The organism is bacterium (assembly GCA_021372615.1).
Classification (GTDB): Bacteria; Armatimonadota; Zipacnadia; order Zipacnadales; family UBA11051; genus JAJFUB01.
On record JAJFUB010000110.1, the window covers coordinates 45,056 to 60,790 of the forward strand.

Sequence of the window (15,735 nt, forward strand, 5' to 3'; positions counted from 1 at the left end):
CGATAGAAGACGAGTGGGCGGAGAAACGACCGGGCGTGAACTACTCAGTCTCAGTAGGGAATGCCTCCCCTTTCTCGATGGCGCTCACAACCATCACGACCTCTCCGGGTAGGTCGCTCTCGCGCACTGCACGCGCTACTCTGACGGGCGCGAGCGAGATACCGTACTCAGTCTGTGACCATCCCGACAGTCGGCTGAAGACCGCTTTCCCGGACACGACACCCCATCGGCCGTCTTGGCTCTGCCACACTCTGTTGAGATAGGTGCGCACCTGTTGCATGACTGTCTTGATGTCGGGTGGCGGCTTGCCCTCCTGCCTGGCTGCCCTCGTCTGGTAAGCCCACCACGAGCTGGCTAGCGACTGGAAGCAGTCTTCTTCCATGGAGCCAACAACCTCGTCAATCTTGAGCGCTACCAGGTCCGCTAGATCGGTCCCGGCCGAGCCTTGCTCGGCGGGACGCAGCAACCTCGCGATCACCTCGGGTAGAAGCAGGTAGTTCTCGATCTCCTTCCGTCGCCACACATAGAGGTTCACCCCGTTCTGGCGAGACTCGCTGATCATCCCCCTGATCTCGTCCTCTGGCTTGAAGTCCCTGTCCAGAACGCAGTAGACGGAGACATCGGCCATGACGGTCTGCCGCAGCAGCTCTGGCCACGATACCACACTTCCCCACTGGCCCTGCCCACCTACACCGGCACCCGGAAGGGCGTCGAAGGGGGTCTCACTCCGCGGGAAAAGCGTGTTCTGGAATGACTTGAGGAGAGGCAAGTCCTGACCTTCCCAGACGAGGAACTTGCGCCTCGACCCTAACCTACTGAGCGCTATGTTGTGCATGGACCCCAACTCATAGACGGCGCCTTGAGCCTGGGTCCTATCCGCCAAGCGGGCTGACCGCGCGGCCGTGCGATTTACGCTGACGATATCAGAAGGCTCGACTTCGTCGATAATCTCCGTTGAGTGGGTGGCGATGATCGTCTGGACGTAGCGCCCCTTGAGGAGCCTGATGATCTTCCGCTGGAGGTCGGCGTGCATGTAGATGTCGGGTTCGTCAAGTACGACACTCGCAGTGCTTGGGGTGCGGACCATGAACCACAGCGTCTGCAACCACATCTGCAGACCATGCCCCATCAACGCCAGTTCGCCCGTGAAGTCGCCCACCCGGACCATGAGCTGATGAACCCATCCCTCTTGGCGATGGATGCGGCTCAGGTCATGAAGCTGAAGTCCCTTCCACGTGTCTTCGGCAAGCGTCCTCAGCCTCTCATAACCGAGCGGGAACATCGCCAACTCGTTGCGGAAGTGTGCTGGGCTCAAATGAGAACCGAGATGCCGCAGGACGGTCTCTCTCTGCAGTACCCTCTCATATCGCGCGACGGGCCCAACGCGCGGCAGAACACGCATGTCGGGAACGGCCTCGAAAGCGGAGTCCGCAGTCGAGTGTGGATGGGCAGAATCGAGCTGCGGGCACGACGCATGTACTGACAGGTCTGCGCCAAGGTAGATCGTGAACACGGCTGAGTCGAAGGATGCTGTGAGAATGGCAGGCGGGTCGCCCAGGTTGTTGAAGAGCCCATCAACTGGCACATCCACGCCCGCGAGTGACGGTCTTCTCCCCCAGCCTACCGGCAGATGCGAGAGCCATGGCGGCGCTTCTTGTCGCGGCTTGCTCCTGTACCCGCTAACCACGCGAGACACGATTGTGAGAGCCTCGACGATCGTTGACTTGCCCGCATTGTTGATGCCGGCCAGGATTGTTAGGGGCCCGAACTCCACGGCGTGGTCTCGGAAGCCTCTGTAGTTTTGCAGTCGCAGCTCCTGCAGCATCTCAAGAACCCCCAATGGCGATAGTCCCTGAGTCTACATGCCGGCAGCGGCAGGGTCAACCAGCAGTATCGAGAGGAAGGGCCCTCGGCAGGTCCCCCTCCCACCCCCCAACGAACCCTCGCCGCATGACCACCGACCCCTCCTGGTTCCGCGAAGCGCGCTATGGGATGTTCATCCACTTCGGCCTGTACTCTGTCATCGGGCGGCATGAGTGGGCCATGTGCCATGACCGCATTCCGCCCGATGAGTATCGCCGCCTGACCGCCGGCTCGTTGCTCTTCCCCAGATCGACCGACGAGTCCCAGGGCGGCGCGCCGCTCGGGCCCGACCTGGTCGGCGATGCCGTGCCAGGGCCGCACCCAACCGCAAAACGCCGTGAGATCTCCTACCACACTGACAGGAGATGACACACCAGCGACGAACTACCATCATGAGAGCTGTAGCTATCCGCCTTCCTGGGAGGTAGCTCGCCATGCGACGAGGCTTCACGCTCATCGAGTTGCTGGTGGTGATCGCCATTATCGCCATCCTGGCCGCGATTCTGTTCCCGGTCTTCGCACGGGCGAGGGAGAAGGCCAGACAGGTTAGCTGCCTGAGCAACGTTCGGCAGTTGGGCACGGCAGCCTCTTCGTACATACAGGACTACGATGGCACCTACCCCGGGTTCTACCACGCAGTCACGGTGGACCGCTATCAGAGCGCCGTCCAGGTTCTGAACCCCTACATCAAGAATCAGCAGATATGGCGGTGTCCCTCATCCAGAGTCACAGGCAATACCGGGGGCGTGAGCTGTACCTACTTCGCCAACGCCGTGGTCTTCGTGAGGTGGGTTGACGACACCACGCTGAACGACCCCGTGGCGGCAGTCCTCATGTGGGAAGGTGACGAGGCGAACGGGTACTCCTATACTCGGCCGCGCTACGTCGGCGGCGGCTATGGTGATTTTGTGAACCACGGCCACTGGGGCGCGCCTCATAGCGGCGGCGGCAACTGTGTCTATGCCGACGGCCACGCCAAGTGGCGCAAGGAGCAGGGGCACACCGCCGGCATCTTCTGCCTGACCCCGGACGACCGAAGCGAGTCGAGCCTCCACTTCCCGCGTTACTAGCGCCTCATTGCCGGCGTCACGGGTGCATGCAGCAGAGGCTCCGGAGCGGGCGTCACCGTGTCGGCAGGTCCCCCTCCCACCCCTCACGAACCCTTGCCGCATGACCCCCGACACCTCCTGGTTCCGCGAAGCGCGCTATGGGATGTTCATCCACTTCGGTCTGTACTCCGTGCTCGGGCGGCATGAGTGGGCCATGTGCCACGAGCGCATCCCCGTGGATGAGTACCGCCGCCTGACCGCCGGCTTCAGCCCCGACGCTGACTGCACCACTCAGTGGGCCAACCTCGCCGCGCAAAGCGGCATGCGGTACGTGTGCCTGACCGCCCGGCACCATGACGGCTTCTCGCTCTTCCCCACCGCCACCGACGACTACCACAGCGGCTCACTGCTGGGGCGCGATCTCGTCGGCGAGTACGTGGAGGCCTGCCGTGCGGCGGGCTTGCGCGTGGGCATCTACTACTCGGTGCTGGACTGGAGCGACCCGCGGTGTGTGGCCGGGCCGAAGGGGGACCGCGCCGGGTGGGACGCGTTCATCGGCGACTGCCGCACCGAGCTGCTGGAGCTCATGACGGGCTACGGCCCGGTGGACTACCTGTTCTACGACGGTTGCCCGCCGGTGAACACCTGGGACCCGGCGGAGGTCAATGCCCAAATCCGGCGGCGGCAGCCGGGCATTCTCATCAGCAGCCGCTGCGGGCTGCCCGAGGATGTGGACAGCGCCGAGCAGCACACCATCGCCGACCCGGGCAAGCTGTGGGAAAGCTGCATGACCGCCAACGGGAGCTGGGGCTACAACGCCGGCGACCCGGACTGGAAGACCGCGCGGCAGGTTGTGCAGACGCTGGCGATATGCGCGCACAACGGGGGGAACCTGCTCTTCAACATGGGGCCCGACGGACACGGGCGCATCCCGCCCGAGGGGCAGCGGCTGCTGGGCGAGGTAGGGCGGTGGCTCGAGCGCAACGGCGAGGCGATCTACGGCACCGACCCGCATCCGTTCGACTACCAGGACCAGCGGCTCACCACCAGCCGGGGGAACACGGCGTACTTCGCGCTGTTCCATTACCACGGGCCGGCGACGACGCTGATCAGCATCGCGAACGAAGTGCAGGGTGTGCGCGTGCTGGGGACGGGGCAGGAGGTGGCGTTCCGGCAGGAGGGCCCGCGGCTGTTCCTGGAGGGGCTGCCGGTCGCGTCGCCCGACCCGATCATGACGGTGCTGGCCGTCGAACTCGACGGCCCGCCGCGGGCGCTGCCGCACCCGTTGCTGGACCGGAGCAAGTACGAAGTGTAGGAGGTCGCGATGGCAACGCCGCGGGAGGTTCTGGAGCAGGCGGACGGCATGGAGTTGGTGGATGAGGACGGCAACAAGTCAACCATCGAGCTACTCCCGCCGCTCGCCGCGACTGAGATGGCCAAGCTCGAGGAGCGGATCGGGCCGCTGCCTGAGGACGTGCGCGAGCTACTCGAGTTCAGCCGTGGCTTCTCTGGCGTGATGGAGTCCGTGGACCTGTACGGACAGCACGACTACTTCAGCGCGCGAGAGGCGTTCCCCCATGGGCATCCCATCGCCTCCGATGGGTTCGGCAACTTCTGGGTGGTGGACGTGCGCCCCGGGGCCGCAACGTGGGACGGCATCTTCTTCGCCTGCCATGACCCGGCGGTGTTCGTGTTCCAGACGGACTCCCTGGCCGAGTTCCTGGCCGAGGTGATCCGCTTTGGCAACCCTCCCTGGGAGAGTGCGATCAACGATGTGCATGAGGACCACGCCATGCGCATCTGGCACGAGAAGTCACGAGGCCTGACCGTGGCGGACAGCCTCGCCTCGGACGACGACACGCTCGCGGAGTTCGCCGCGACGTTGGACGACACGTTCGAGATCTTCGACCTGCGCGAGGCAGGCTGCGGCGACGGCTTCGCGTGGGGGAGGTACGGACCATGCACCGTCCTCCGGCGGCACGGCATGGAGCGCCTCTTCGCCATCCAGATACCTCCCCGCAAGCCGTCGCTGTTAGGCAGGCTGTTCGGCCGTTCGGCCAAGGCGGGTGGACCTGGACCGCGACAAGCACAAGATCTGAGGTGATGCCGCCTTGCGCATCCTCGCATTCATTGCCCTTCCACTCGCGCTCGTCTCTGTCGCCCTGGCCGACATTGAGGTCGGGGGGATTGTGCTCAAGGAAGGCCCGCAGGACCTTGTGCAGGTCAAGGCCAGCGAATGGGCCTGGGGGGGCGGGGCCGAGAGCTACCCCTGCATCTCCTTTGTCCTCAAGTCCGGCCGCTTCACCTATCAGATCCGCCATGACCGCAAGTCCGGCAATGGCACCGTCGGGCTGTCGCTGCCGACCCAGTGCAACTGGTACCAGGCGGGCATGATGCACCTGCTGCTGGACGGCAAGCGGTTCGAGCTGCTGCCGGCCAACGGGGAGACCGTGCAGACCGTGTCCGGGCGCAAGGGGATGGTGCGGCTGGGGTGGGAGAACGAACAGGCGAAGCTGCAGATGACCTTCGTCCTCGTGGCGGGCGAGGACCGGCTGTTTGCGGAGATGCTGCTGGAGCCGAAGACGCCGCTGCACGAGCTCGCCGTGGACTTCCAGAACTACGTCTCCGGCTTCAACCGCGAGCCGAAGCATGTGCTGTGGACGCCGGTGCGGACGCTCGACCAACCCGGGCGGCAGGCCCTCGATGTCGGCAAGGAAAGCGCGGTGTTCTTCAGCGATGTAGCCCTCGACCCCGAGACCAACCCCGCCGCCGCCGGGCCCAGCGCCTTCGTGTTCGACGCGACGCAGGCGACCGGGGCGTTCGTCAATGTCGGCGGCTACGGCGTCAGCGGGCGGATCACATACAAGCCCGAGGCGCGGCGGCTCCGGTTCTGCCTATGGGAGTATCCCGCGCGCGGGAATGCCGAGGCGCTGGAAGCCTTCCGCGGCGCGTACCGGCAGGCCGCCGAGGAGATGATGCAGCCCGGCCTGTTTGATGTGCCGGCCGGGGAAGGGGGTGCGAGATGATACGAGCCCATCTGCTACTCCCAAGGTCAGTAGGGCAGGCGGCTCGCCTGCCCGCGCGGGCGAGGCCGCCCGCGCTACTAGCGTATGTCAGGGCACTTGCGGGCGTGGGGACACGCCCGCCCACGCGACTGCTTGTCGCTCTGCTCGTCCTCGCCCTCGGGCCGCTCGTCCAGGCCGCCGAGTTGCAGGACAACCTCTACACCGGCGTCTCCACCGAGGTCGTGACACCGCACCTCACCTGGGCCAAGCCATACGCGGGCGGGACGACGCGGGTGCTGGTGATCGCGCCCGCCTGGAGCCAGCGCGAAACGGTTGAGCTGCAGCAGCGCTTCGACTTCGACTGCCGCGCGGTCATGACCGAGACGCACATGAACCTGGCGCAGGAGGCCGGCTTCCTCGCGCCGGACAAGGTGGCCCTGCGCTTCGACCAGGGGCTGGCCTGGAAGCCGGATGTCATCGTCATCGGCGGGCTGAACTGGGGGATGCTGCTGCTGGAGCACCGGGCGGAGATCCTCCGGCAGGTCCAGGCAGGCGCGGGGCTGGTCTACGTCGGCCCGCCCAAGAACGACGAACTGGCGCAGCTCTTCAGCCGCGGCGTCGAGGACCGCGGCGTGACCATCGCCGCCGGTCTGCCATGGGACCTGCTGACTGCCTTCCGTGAGCGCCGGATCGCCGACGTCATCCAGAGCGGCACGTTCGGCCAGGGCCGCTGGGTGGCGCTGCGCTACCAGACCAACTCGACCAACCAGTCGCTGACGCCGAGCCTGTGGCCGTGGCCCGCGCCCTGGGAATACGAGCCGTACATCGCGCTCGTCGGGCGCGCGGTGCTGTGCGCGGCGAAGCGCGAGCCCGCGTCGGTGCTGTCGCCGCCGCTGCAGGACGCCTTCGCCCAGGCCGATCTGCCCGCCACGCTGGTCGTGCCGGTGAAGCTGCCGGCAGACCGGCCGACGCGTGTGACCGGCTCCGTGCTGCGCGTGCCCAATGGGCCGTCGCAGCCGCTCGCACCCGCCGCCGTGGCGGAGGGGCAGGCACGACTGTCCCTGCCGGTGCTGCCCGATGGGCGCTACGTGGCACACCTCGTGGCTGCAGATGCGCAGGGCCGGGCGCTCGACTGGGGCAGCTTCCCCTTCACGGTGTCGGCCCCGCGCCAGGGTGTGCTGCACCTGCCGCAAGCCGCGTACGACGCGGGCGACACCATCAGCGGCGAGGTGACGCTGATCGCGCCGCTGGCGCCGGGGCAGTGGCTCCGCGTGCGGCTGTGGGACAACCACGGGCGCCTGCTGGGCGAGCAGCGGGGCGTGGCCGGGCAGGAGCTGAAGTTCAGCTTCCCCAACGTGCGGCCCCTCGGCACGTCCCTGGTGCGCCTGGAAGCGTCGGTCCTGGATCCGCGCGGCGCAGTGCGGACGAGCGCCGCGACCTTGCCGGTGCGCTACCGACAGCGCCCGGACTTCCACCTCGCCTGCTGGGAGGAGTCGGAGGTGGACTACATCTCCGGCCTGTGGTACCGGCGCTTCCGCGAGCTGGGGATGGATGCGATCTTCTACCGGGGCGACCGCAGCAACCGTGAGGCCGCCGCGCGGATGATCGCCGAGGCGGACCTCTTCGGCGCCTCGGCCTTTGCGGGGTACTACCCGAAGACCGAGCAGAGCGACCTGGGGCCGGTGCACAACCCGTGCCTACATGACCCGGCCTACCAGCAGGCCAGCCGCGAGGCAGCGGACAAGTCGCGGCCCTTCGCGCTCTGCGACAACCTGTTCTACCCCTCCGGCAGCGACGCCGGGATGCGCGGCAACTGCTTCTCACACCAGACGCTGGCGGCGTTCCGGCAGTGGCTGCAGGGGCGCTACAAGAGTCTGGAGGAGCTGAATGCGGCGTGGGGGACGACGTTTGGGAGTTGGGGGGCAGTGGTGCCCGACAGCCTCGACAGGGCGAAGGCGCGACTCGCGAACGGCGTCCTACCCCCTACCCCCTCCTTACAGGGAGGGGGATTCGCGTCGTGGGTGGAGCATACGCGCTTCATGGAGCAGAGCTACCGCGAGCATCTGCAGGATGTCACGCGGGAGATCAGGAGCTTCGACCCGCCGGCGCTGGTGGGCGAGGACGGCTATGGGCGGCTGAACTCGACCGACGGGGCCGACTGGTGGAACCTGCTGCACGACTGGGGCTTCGTCAACCTGTATACCTATCAGGACCCACCGCAGATGGAGATCGTGCGGTCGCTGGCGCAGAGCTGCCCGAACCTGAAGCTGCGCAGCCTGTACTGGGGGTCGTACGACGGGCAGTTCGGCAACCAGCGGTTCATGCGCTGGCTGCCCTGGTATGCCCTGCTGCATGACTACAACGGGCTGTTCTGGTGGATCGCCAACGGCAAGGCGACCTACGGCTCCGCGCCGGGGATCGCCGGGCCGGACTTCCGCCTCACGCGCACCTATGCCACGAGTCTGAACGAGGTCCAGGACATCCGGCGGGGCCTCGCCGAGCTGATCCAGCCCGCGCAGCGCCACCATGACGGCGTGGCGATCTTCTATGACCAGACGGCCGTCCATGCCGTCACGGCCTACAAGCACCCCTCGGCGCTGGTCAACGCCTACACGGTGTTCCAGGGCCTGCTGGAGGACCTGGGGCTGCAGTACGACTACGTCGCGGGGGCACAGGTGGAGCAGGGCCTGCTCGGCCGGCAGGGCTACCGGGTGCTCGTGATGGCCCAGGCGCTGGCCCTGTCGGAGGGGGCGGCCAAGCAGATCCGCGACTTCGTCAACCAGGGCGGCCTGGTCATCGCCGACGTGCTGCCGGGCCAGTACGACGCGCTGCTGCGGCCGGCGTTCGGCGGGTCGCTGCTGGCTGACCTGTTCGGGAAGCCCGGCGAGGTCAAGCACACCGGCACCGGAATGACCGTCGTGATGAATGCCTTCCCGAGCGACTATCCGCGTCGCCGCAATGAGGACGTGGGCAAGCAGGCGCGCGCGCAACTGCAGGCGTGGCTAGAGCCGCTGCACCTCGCGCCGTTGGCCCGCTTCAGTAGCGACAACGGGGACATCGCGCCGGGGGTCGAGGTGGTGACATACACCCACCGCGGCACGAGCTTCGTCGGCGTCATCAACGACACCGGCAAGCCCGTGAGCGGTCGCCTGAAGGCCGGCGGGCAGGCCTGCGTGACCGATGTGCGGACGCGCCGGTACCTGGGGGAGGTCGCGGACTGGCCGGTCACGCTGGAGCCGGGCGAGACGAAGCTGTTCGCCCTGTGTCCGTACGAGGTGACCGGCCTGATCCTCAAGCCCGAGCGGGCCGGTGTCGTCGCGGGTCAGACGTGGCAGGCGCGCGTGCAGGCCGTCCCCAGCCGGGGCCGGGCCAACGCCGCCCACAGCTTCGTGACCGAGGTCCTCGACCCGGCGGGGCAGCCGCACCCGCTCTACGCCCAGGCCCTCACCGCCGGCGGCGAGGCGGCGGCGACGCTCAGCATCCCCTTCGCCCTCAACGACGCGCCCGGTCAGTGGCGTGTGCGCGTGACAGAGACCATCAGCGGCCGAGCCGCCGACGCGGCGGTCACGGTCACGGCGCCGCCGCGCCCGTAGCGGGCAGGGCGCTCATCGGGTCAGTCATCAGGGCCTCATCGGCGACGAGGGCCTCGGTGCGCTGCGACAGGTCCGCCGTGGGATAGCCCAGCAGCGTGTTGGCCCGTTCGACGACCGCGCGCCACCTGTGCATGTCGGCACTGATCGCGGCGGCCTCGGTCGCCCCGCCCGCTCGCCCGGACGGGCTGAGCCGGACTTCGCGCAGGAACACGAACATCTCGCGGTAGGCGTTGCGCTCGTCAGGAGCCTTGTAGAGCAGGCGCGGATCGTCGCCCGCCACCGCGTAGGCCCAGCGGATGTGCTCGGCCTCGTGCACCAACGCCGCGGCGACCTTCCATGGCGGCCGCGGCTGCCCGGTGATCGGGTCGCGCGCGGTCAGGAACACCGTGCCCGACCACACCTCCGCAGCGCCCTCGCACTTGAGGGGTAGGTCGGGGCTGAGGAACGCCGGGTCCTCGACGATCACCACACGTCGCACCCAGCGGCTCACGAAGCCTGCGTACGAGCCCTCCCCCGTCTTCACTGCGCGCAGCAGCCGACGCACGGCCGGGTCTACCATACCCGGTGACAGCAGCCGCACACCTAGCACGGGTTGCTCTCTGGTCGCGTGGCGCGCCGCTGGTGGCACTGCCGCCTTGCCCAGGCCGACTGCCCGCCGCACCTCCCCCGCCGACAGCCGCGCCCGGCGCGCGGCCATGCCCAGCTCCCACAGCCGCTGCAGCACGGGCAGGACTGGAGCGTTCGCCTCCGACAGCTCCGCGAACGCGGCCGCATACGTCTTCAGGAACGCCTGGCGCTTCGGGGCGTCCGCAGCCACCGCCCCGCGATCCACGACCGCAATGAGCGCCTCGGTGGCCTGCAGTTCGTCGGGATGGAGCCACTGCCAGCGGGGCACGGCGGGCCGGGAGGGCGCCGGCTGCGTCGTCGTCGGCGGCGGAGCGGGCCGGCAACCGACCAGCAGCAACAGCACGCCCGAGGCCGGCCACAGCGGCCACCTCGGACGTGAAGGGGTGCGCACAACCCTGGCCCGGCGCACCCGCGGGCGGTTCACCGGCGATGGTTGGGTGATGGTTAGTTCAGGTCCCAGAAGTGATTGGTGTGGTCTATCGCGCCGCTCTCCTTGACCCACTTGGCGTGACCGTCCACAAAGCCGAAGTTGCCGCCGCCGTTGTGGCGCCAGTCAATGTTGTCGTCGCCGGGCGCCGGGGTTGTGGTGCACAGGGCCGCGGTGGTTGTGATCCCACAGCAGTACGGGGCGCGGACGTAGCCGCGCGTCGCGTCGGCATACCAGATGGTCTCCGCCGGCGACTGTACCTGGCCGATGGTGATCGTCGTGGCGCGGTTGCCGAGGTACTGCAGGTTGTGGCCGTACGCGTTTCCGTCAGCGCCGATGGCGGCCTTGTAGGTGGCGCTGGGACAGGTGAAGATCTGCAGGTTCTTGACGTACGGGTAGATCTTGGAGGCATAGCAGGTCTGATCGGCCCGGTTCCCCCAGCCGCAGCCGTGCGCCGGGAAGCGCTCATCGTAGTCCTGACAGTAGGCCACACCCCCGAGGGCAATCTGCTTGACGTTGCTCAGACAGCTGGTCTGGCGCGCCTTCTCGCGCGCTTTGGCGAACACCGGGAACAGGATCGCCGCCAGGATGGCGATGATCGCGATGACGACCAAAAGCTCAATCAGCGTGAACCCACGGTATCTCACGGGCTGCCTCCCTATGTCGAGCTGTTGTACGCGCCGCTGTCGTCACACTCCTCGTTGGGGCTATTCGACCGCTTGCGTACGACTTCCTGCCGAGACTTCCCACAGAGTTCCTAGGGCGTACTCAGCCGGCCTGCTCGCTGCTCCTGCAAGGGGTGCCCGCGGAATCAAGTAGGGCAGGCGGAATCGCCTGCCCTACTCGGGTTGCGTCTCATCTGCGTCGCGTCAGACTACTCAGACCGAGGACCCTTCCGCCGCCACAGCCGCGCCACGGCCCGCACGAGCCAGGCGATGCCGGTCACGATCCACGTGACCAGGGCGACGAACGGTCACCCGTAGCTGGGCTGGTCGAGACGGCAACTGGGGCCGGAGGGTTCCGGCTGTCTGTCGTCGTGCGGGTCGTAGCTCATTGGTCTCGCAGCAGGCTGGCCAGGTCGAACCCGTCGGCGAGGGGGTCGCGGAAGAGCACGCCCTCAATGGTGCGGCCGTCGTGGCAGTCCTCACTCAGGACGATGGGAACATGGTTGCATTTCGCTGTGGCCCAGATCAGGCCATCATAGTACGCGAACTGGTGCTCCATCGTGCCGCGGATGGCCTCCATGACCGTGTCGGAGTCTACCGCGCAGACATGCCAGTGCGCGACATAGTAGCGCACCCGGCGCACGATGTGCTCGTGCGATAGCCGTGGCTCCAGCCGTCGCAGACCCACAAAGAACTCTCCGAGGATCTGGGCGCTCACGAGCCCCCGCCTGCCCTGACTAAGCGCCCTGACCACCTCCAGTGCGCGGCGGCCCTTGCTCACCTGCGCCGGGTCATACTGGTACAGTAGGACGTTTGTGTCCACCAGGCAGCTTGGATAGGCGCTCCCCATAGAGGTCCTCCCGCCTCCAGGCGTGCCGACGCTGCGGCACTCTGATGCTCAGGCGCTCCCGGATGAAAGCCTCCTCCGCAGCCCACGCCTCATCAGGGGCGAGCCCATCTCCGGACTCCGCGAGCGCGGCCGCCAGGCCCTGGCGAATGATGTCGGCCTCGGACCGGCCCTCGCGCAGCGCGCGCCGCTTCAGTCGCTCTTCGAGTTCCTGCGTGATGTAGACCTGCTTGCGGACCATGCGTGTGGTGGTCATGGTTGCTCTCATTCGTGATGTATACATCGCAGTATACATCACTATGCCCCGCCGCACAAGACCCGCCTACAGCCACTTTCTCCCCTTCGCGTCCGGCGTGCAGTACGCGCTCAACACCTTGTTGATCGCTGCAGCGATGTGCTTGCAGTCGCTGGCACTGTACCACTGGTTGAGGCCCACGCTGATCATGCGGTCGAACAGGTCGTCGGCCACCGGGCACTGGCCCTTCTTGTACTCCGCCTTGCCGCCGGCCTTCAGGTAGCGCTCGCACCCAAACGGGCAGTTGTCCTTCCCGGTCGCGCCCTGCTGGAGCACCAGCGGGAACATGCAGTGGTAGATGTGCCAGTCCGGCGGGGCGGCGTCGCCGCGCATCCCGCAGCCCACGCCTTCGGCGTTCAGCGCGGTCACGATCTTGCGACCCAGCTCGATGCTCTCGGGGAAGAACCTGAGTGTGTAGCCGACCTCGCCGTCGGGGTCGTTGAGCCGCTGCGGAGTGATCTCGGCAAAGGTCTGCAGTTGCCCCAGGATGCGCATCTTCACACTGTGGAAGCGCTTGAACAGGGCCGGCATCTTCTTGAGCTGCACGGCGTCAATGGCGGCCTCCAGCTCGGACATGCGGTAGTTGGTGCCGACAAACAGCTCACCGGGGTAGCGCTCCGGGGCGAAGCGCACCGGGCGCGTGAGGCCGCCGCCCTCGGCCAGGATGCAGGCCGCGTCGTACAGCTTCTCCTTGTCGGTCACGAGCATCCCGCCCTCGCCGCCGCCGACGATCTTGTACGAGGAGATGCTGAAGATTCCCAGGTCGCCCCAGGTGCCCACATACTTGCCCTTGACCTGCCCGCCGCACGACTGCGCGCAGTCCTCGACGACCGGAATCTTGTGCTTCTTCGCGACCTTCATGATCGCGTCCATCTTCGCGACACTGCCCATGACATGGGTGGGGGCGATGCAGGCGGTGCGCTTGTTGATGAGCGCCTCGATCTTGGTCGGGTCCATGTGCAGCGACTCATCCACATCGCAGAACACCGGCACACCCTTGGCCATGACAACCGCCGCGGCGGTGGCGTAGAAGCCGATGGCGCTGCAGATGACCTCCGTGCCGGGCTTGACGCCGGCAGCCACGAAGGCGGCATGCAGGGCCGCGGTGCCCGAGCTGGTGGGCAGAGCGTACTTGACGCCGAAGGCCTCACGGGCCACGCGCGCGAAGGCCTGGTTGCAGGTCTCCTTCATGCTCGAGTAGTAGTTGGCGAGATACGGCCCGCCGGCGAAGTCCTCGTCGGAGAGGGCATCACTCACGCGCTGGACGGCCTCAGGCGGCAGGGCGAACCGCTCGATGACGGCCATGAGTTCGGCCTTGGCGATCTTGGGCTTGCCCTTGCCCTGGATGGTGGTCACGGCCTTGAGCCCGCCTTCGAGGGCGAGCTTTTGCTGCTGGCGTTCTTGCTTGGACACTGGGGTGACCTCTCTCGCTAGGAGCGGCAGGATGCGCGGTCAGATGACCCGTGTTGGTAAGGCCTGGACTGCGTGGGCCCTTGTCTACTGTTCAGACCCCGGCATGATAGATCAGGGGACGGTAGCGCGGGGGCGGGACGGGCCTGCCGGCTTGCTGCGCGGCCCGCAGCCAGGCGGCCTTGGCCCTCTCGACCTCGGCCAGGGCCTGCTCCGGGGTCTCCCCGAAGGCGGAGCAGTGCTCCAAGTCGGGGATGTCGGCGATATACCCGCCGTCCTCTTCGCTATAGAAGATGTTGATGTGATAATGCGTCATTTGTCGTCCTCCAGAACCAGCCTGTAGCGCTCCACGAGCTTCAGGAACTGCCGAATCTGGTAGGGCTTGGCCTGCCCCTTGACCTCCTGCAGGTTCACCATCTCCGGGACGGAAGGGTGTCTGAGGATGTGATGGCTGCCGCTGACCCGCGCCACGTGGAACCCAAACTCTTCCACCAATCGTATCATATCCGCAAAGGCCACATTGTTCAACGCGCCTGAGGCCAGCCGTCCGAGCAGTTTCTCGGGGTTCATAGAGCGACCTCCGTCAGGCCCGGGTGGAACCGGGGCTTCCCCTTGCCCTGGATAGTGGTGACCGCCTTCAGGCCGCCCTCGAGAGCGAGCTTCTGCTGTTGGCGTTATTGTCTGGGCATGGGTGGGTGCTTCTCTCCTGGACTGCACTGGGCCTCGTGGTTGGTGAGCCGCCGCTACGCGCCCCTCAGCTTCTCCGCCAGCTCCGCCATCTGCCCCATGTAGTCGGGGATCGGCAGGTTCTGCGGGCACTTCTCGACACACGTGCCACAGCCAAGGCACTTGGCCGGGTCGGGGGCGCCGTCGGTTCCCATCTTCCTGACTTCATCCAGCCCGCTCTGCACACCGAAGACCTCGGCGAGCTGGTAGTGGCCGACCATCTGCCACACCGGCAGCTTCTCGGGGCACGAGCCGGCGCAGTAGCGGCAGCCTGAGCACAGCGGCTGGCCGCCGCTGAACTCCACGAAGGCCTCGACGAACCGCGCGCGCTGCTCGGCGGTCATCGTGTTGGCCGCGTCGGCGAAGCTCGCGTTCTGGTCCATCTGCGCGATCTCGTTCATCCCGGAGATGACCGTGGTGACCGACGGGCTGCCCCACAGGAAGCGCAGGGCGATCTCCTGCACCGGCATTCCCGCCATCTCGGGCAGGGCGCGCGCGAAGACGGCCGACTGGCCCACCAGGAGCCCGCCGCGCAGTGGGCCCATGATGACACAGCCCGCGCCGTGCTCATGCGCGTAGTCCAGCATCCGCTCGGGCGCGCGGTCGTTGAAGTTGTAGTACGCGGTCACGATCCTGAAGTCCGGCACCTGCTGCAGCCAGCCGATGACCTCGTCCGGCAGCGGGTTGTGGGTCGTGAAGCCCAGGTGCTTGACGAGGCCCTGGTCGCGGGCTTCGCGCATGGCCTGCAGCGGCGTATCCGGGCCGGGGCGGCAGGCGGCGTCGAAGTGGTCGGGCGCGCTCATGTCCCAGAACTGGAAGAAGTCGAGCTGCTCGACACCCAGGCGCCCCAGCGCCCCCTCGATGGCCTGCCACATGCCGTCGCGGGTGTTGATGCTCAGGGCGCGGTCGCGCTTCTCCTCACCATGACGGGGCTGGGCCTTGCCCGACAGCACCATCTGCTCGCGCGGCACGCCCCGGATGGCCTCGCCGACATACGCCTCGGCGCAGTCGTCGGGGCCCTTGTAGCCGTAGGCCGTGCCGCAGTCGAAATAGTTGATGCCCAGCGACAGGCCGTGCCGCACCATCTCGATGGCGTTCTCACGGCCCTTGTAACGCATGGTCCCGTGTCCGAGCACCGAGACCTTGATACCGGTGTCACCCACTTCGCGATACTGCATATCTACCTCCGTTTTGCATGCGCAGTAGCGCGGGCGGCCTCGCCCGCGCT

15 protein-coding genes are annotated in these 15,735 nt (G+C 67.1%); 6 read left to right on the forward strand and 9 right to left on the reverse strand.

Features of this window, described 5'->3' with window-relative positions:
- Positions 1-40 precede the first annotated feature (40 nt).
- A complete protein-coding gene (locus LLH23_16465; protein MCE5240056.1) occupies positions 41-1,825 on the reverse strand; it encodes an AAA family ATPase in 1,785 nt (594 codons plus the stop codon).
- Between the two features lie 125 nt (positions 1,826-1,950).
- On the opposite strand from LLH23_16465, the gene LLH23_16470 reads away from it, so the two are divergent.
- The 6 genes from LLH23_16470 to LLH23_16495 all read left to right on the forward strand — a co-directional run bounded on the left by LLH23_16470 (position 1,951) and on the right by LLH23_16495 (position 9,510).
- The gene (locus tag LLH23_16470) at positions 1,951-2,232 is read left to right on the forward strand and encodes an alpha-L-fucosidase (protein MCE5240057.1); all 282 of its coding nucleotides are present in this window, start codon (positions 1,951-1,953) and stop codon (positions 2,230-2,232) included.
- Positions 2,233-2,297: 65 nt separating this feature from the next.
- Complete coding sequence (locus tag LLH23_16475) at positions 2,298-2,933, forward strand: DUF1559 domain-containing protein (protein ID MCE5240058.1); 636 nt, start codon at positions 2,298-2,300, stop codon at positions 2,931-2,933.
- A gap of 100 nt (positions 2,934-3,033) precedes the next feature.
- Positions 3,034-4,227, forward strand: a complete 1,194-nt coding sequence (locus tag LLH23_16480; GenBank protein ID MCE5240059.1) for an alpha-L-fucosidase — start codon at positions 3,034-3,036, stop codon at positions 4,225-4,227.
- 9 nt (positions 4,228-4,236) lie between these two features.
- Positions 4,237-5,016, forward strand: coding sequence for an SMI1/KNR4 family protein (locus LLH23_16485; GenBank protein MCE5240060.1), 780 nt, complete (start codon positions 4,237-4,239; stop codon positions 5,014-5,016).
- Positions 5,017-5,023: 7 nt separating this feature from the next.
- A complete protein-coding gene (locus LLH23_16490; GenBank protein MCE5240061.1) occupies positions 5,024-5,938 on the forward strand; it encodes a hypothetical protein in 915 nt (304 codons plus the stop codon).
- A 104-nt stretch (positions 5,939-6,042) separates the two neighbouring features.
- Entirely contained in the window at positions 6,043-9,510 is a 3,468-nt protein-coding gene (locus LLH23_16495; protein ID MCE5240062.1) for a beta-galactosidase, read from the forward strand.
- Here LLH23_16495 and LLH23_16500 read toward each other — a convergent pair.
- The 8 genes from LLH23_16500 to LLH23_16535 all read right to left on the reverse strand — a co-directional run bounded on the left by LLH23_16500 (position 9,488) and on the right by LLH23_16535 (position 15,685).
- Positions 9,488-10,480 (reverse strand): hypothetical protein, encoded by a 993-nt coding sequence (locus LLH23_16500; GenBank protein ID MCE5240063.1) that lies wholly within the window; start codon positions 10,478-10,480, stop codon positions 9,488-9,490. The genes LLH23_16495 and LLH23_16500 overlap by 23 nt on opposite strands.
- Positions 10,481-10,581: 101 nt before the next feature.
- Positions 10,582-11,211 carry a DUF1559 domain-containing protein gene (locus LLH23_16505; protein ID MCE5240064.1) on the reverse strand — a complete coding sequence of 210 codons (630 nt, stop codon included), beginning with the start codon at positions 11,209-11,211 and terminating at the stop codon, positions 10,582-10,584.
- A 403-nt stretch (positions 11,212-11,614) separates the two neighbouring features.
- Positions 11,615-12,079 carry a PIN domain-containing protein gene (locus tag LLH23_16510; GenBank protein ID MCE5240065.1) on the reverse strand — a complete coding sequence of 155 codons (465 nt, stop codon included), beginning with the start codon at positions 12,077-12,079 and terminating at the stop codon, positions 11,615-11,617.
- Positions 12,021-12,332 (reverse strand): ribbon-helix-helix domain-containing protein, encoded by a 312-nt coding sequence (locus LLH23_16515; GenBank protein ID MCE5240066.1) that lies wholly within the window; start codon positions 12,330-12,332, stop codon positions 12,021-12,023. The genes LLH23_16510 and LLH23_16515 overlap by 59 nt, the downstream gene beginning before the upstream one ends.
- A 66-nt stretch (positions 12,333-12,398) precedes the next feature.
- Positions 12,399-13,784 carry an aminotransferase class V-fold PLP-dependent enzyme gene (locus tag LLH23_16520; GenBank protein ID MCE5240067.1) on the reverse strand — a complete coding sequence of 462 codons (1,386 nt, stop codon included), beginning with the start codon at positions 13,782-13,784 and terminating at the stop codon, positions 12,399-12,401.
- Between the two features lie 91 nt (positions 13,785-13,875).
- Complete coding sequence (locus LLH23_16525; protein ID MCE5240068.1) at positions 13,876-14,097, reverse strand: type II toxin-antitoxin system HicB family antitoxin; 222 nt, start codon at positions 14,095-14,097, stop codon at positions 13,876-13,878.
- Positions 14,094-14,351 carry a type II toxin-antitoxin system HicA family toxin gene (locus LLH23_16530; protein MCE5240069.1) on the reverse strand — a complete coding sequence of 86 codons (258 nt, stop codon included), beginning with the start codon at positions 14,349-14,351 and terminating at the stop codon, positions 14,094-14,096. The genes LLH23_16525 and LLH23_16530 overlap by 4 nt, the downstream gene beginning before the upstream one ends.
- A gap of 173 nt (positions 14,352-14,524) precedes the next feature.
- Complete coding sequence (locus tag LLH23_16535) at positions 14,525-15,685, reverse strand: aldo/keto reductase (protein MCE5240070.1); 1,161 nt, start codon at positions 15,683-15,685, stop codon at positions 14,525-14,527.
- Positions 15,686-15,735: the final 50 nt, after the last annotated feature.

Excerpts from the sequence above, each read along its gene's own strand:
- LLH23_16465 (MCE5240056.1), bottom strand. The coding sequence starts at position 1,825 with ATGCTGCAGGAGCTGCGACTGCAAAACTACAGAGGCTTCCGAGACCAC.
- LLH23_16470 (MCE5240057.1), top strand. The coding sequence starts at position 1,951 with ATGACCACCGACCCCTCCTGGTTCCGCGAAGCGCGCTATGGGATGTTC.
- LLH23_16475 (MCE5240058.1), top strand. The coding sequence starts at position 2,298 with ATGCGACGAGGCTTCACGCTCATCGAGTTGCTGGTGGTGATCGCCATT.
- LLH23_16480 (MCE5240059.1), top strand. The coding sequence starts at position 3,034 with ATGACCCCCGACACCTCCTGGTTCCGCGAAGCGCGCTATGGGATGTTC.
- LLH23_16485 (MCE5240060.1), top strand. The coding sequence starts at position 4,237 with ATGGCAACGCCGCGGGAGGTTCTGGAGCAGGCGGACGGCATGGAGTTG.
- LLH23_16510 (MCE5240065.1), bottom strand. The coding sequence starts at position 12,079 with ATGGGGAGCGCCTATCCAAGCTGCCTGGTGGACACAAACGTCCTACTG.
- LLH23_16515 (MCE5240066.1), bottom strand. The coding sequence starts at position 12,332 with ATGACCACCACACGCATGGTCCGCAAGCAGGTCTACATCACGCAGGAA.
- LLH23_16525 (MCE5240068.1), bottom strand. The coding sequence starts at position 14,097 with ATGACGCATTATCACATCAACATCTTCTATAGCGAAGAGGACGGCGGG.
- LLH23_16530 (MCE5240069.1), bottom strand. The coding sequence starts at position 14,351 with ATGAACCCCGAGAAACTGCTCGGACGGCTGGCCTCAGGCGCGTTGAAC.
- LLH23_16535 (MCE5240070.1), bottom strand. The coding sequence starts at position 15,685 with ATGCAGTATCGCGAAGTGGGTGACACCGGTATCAAGGTCTCGGTGCTC.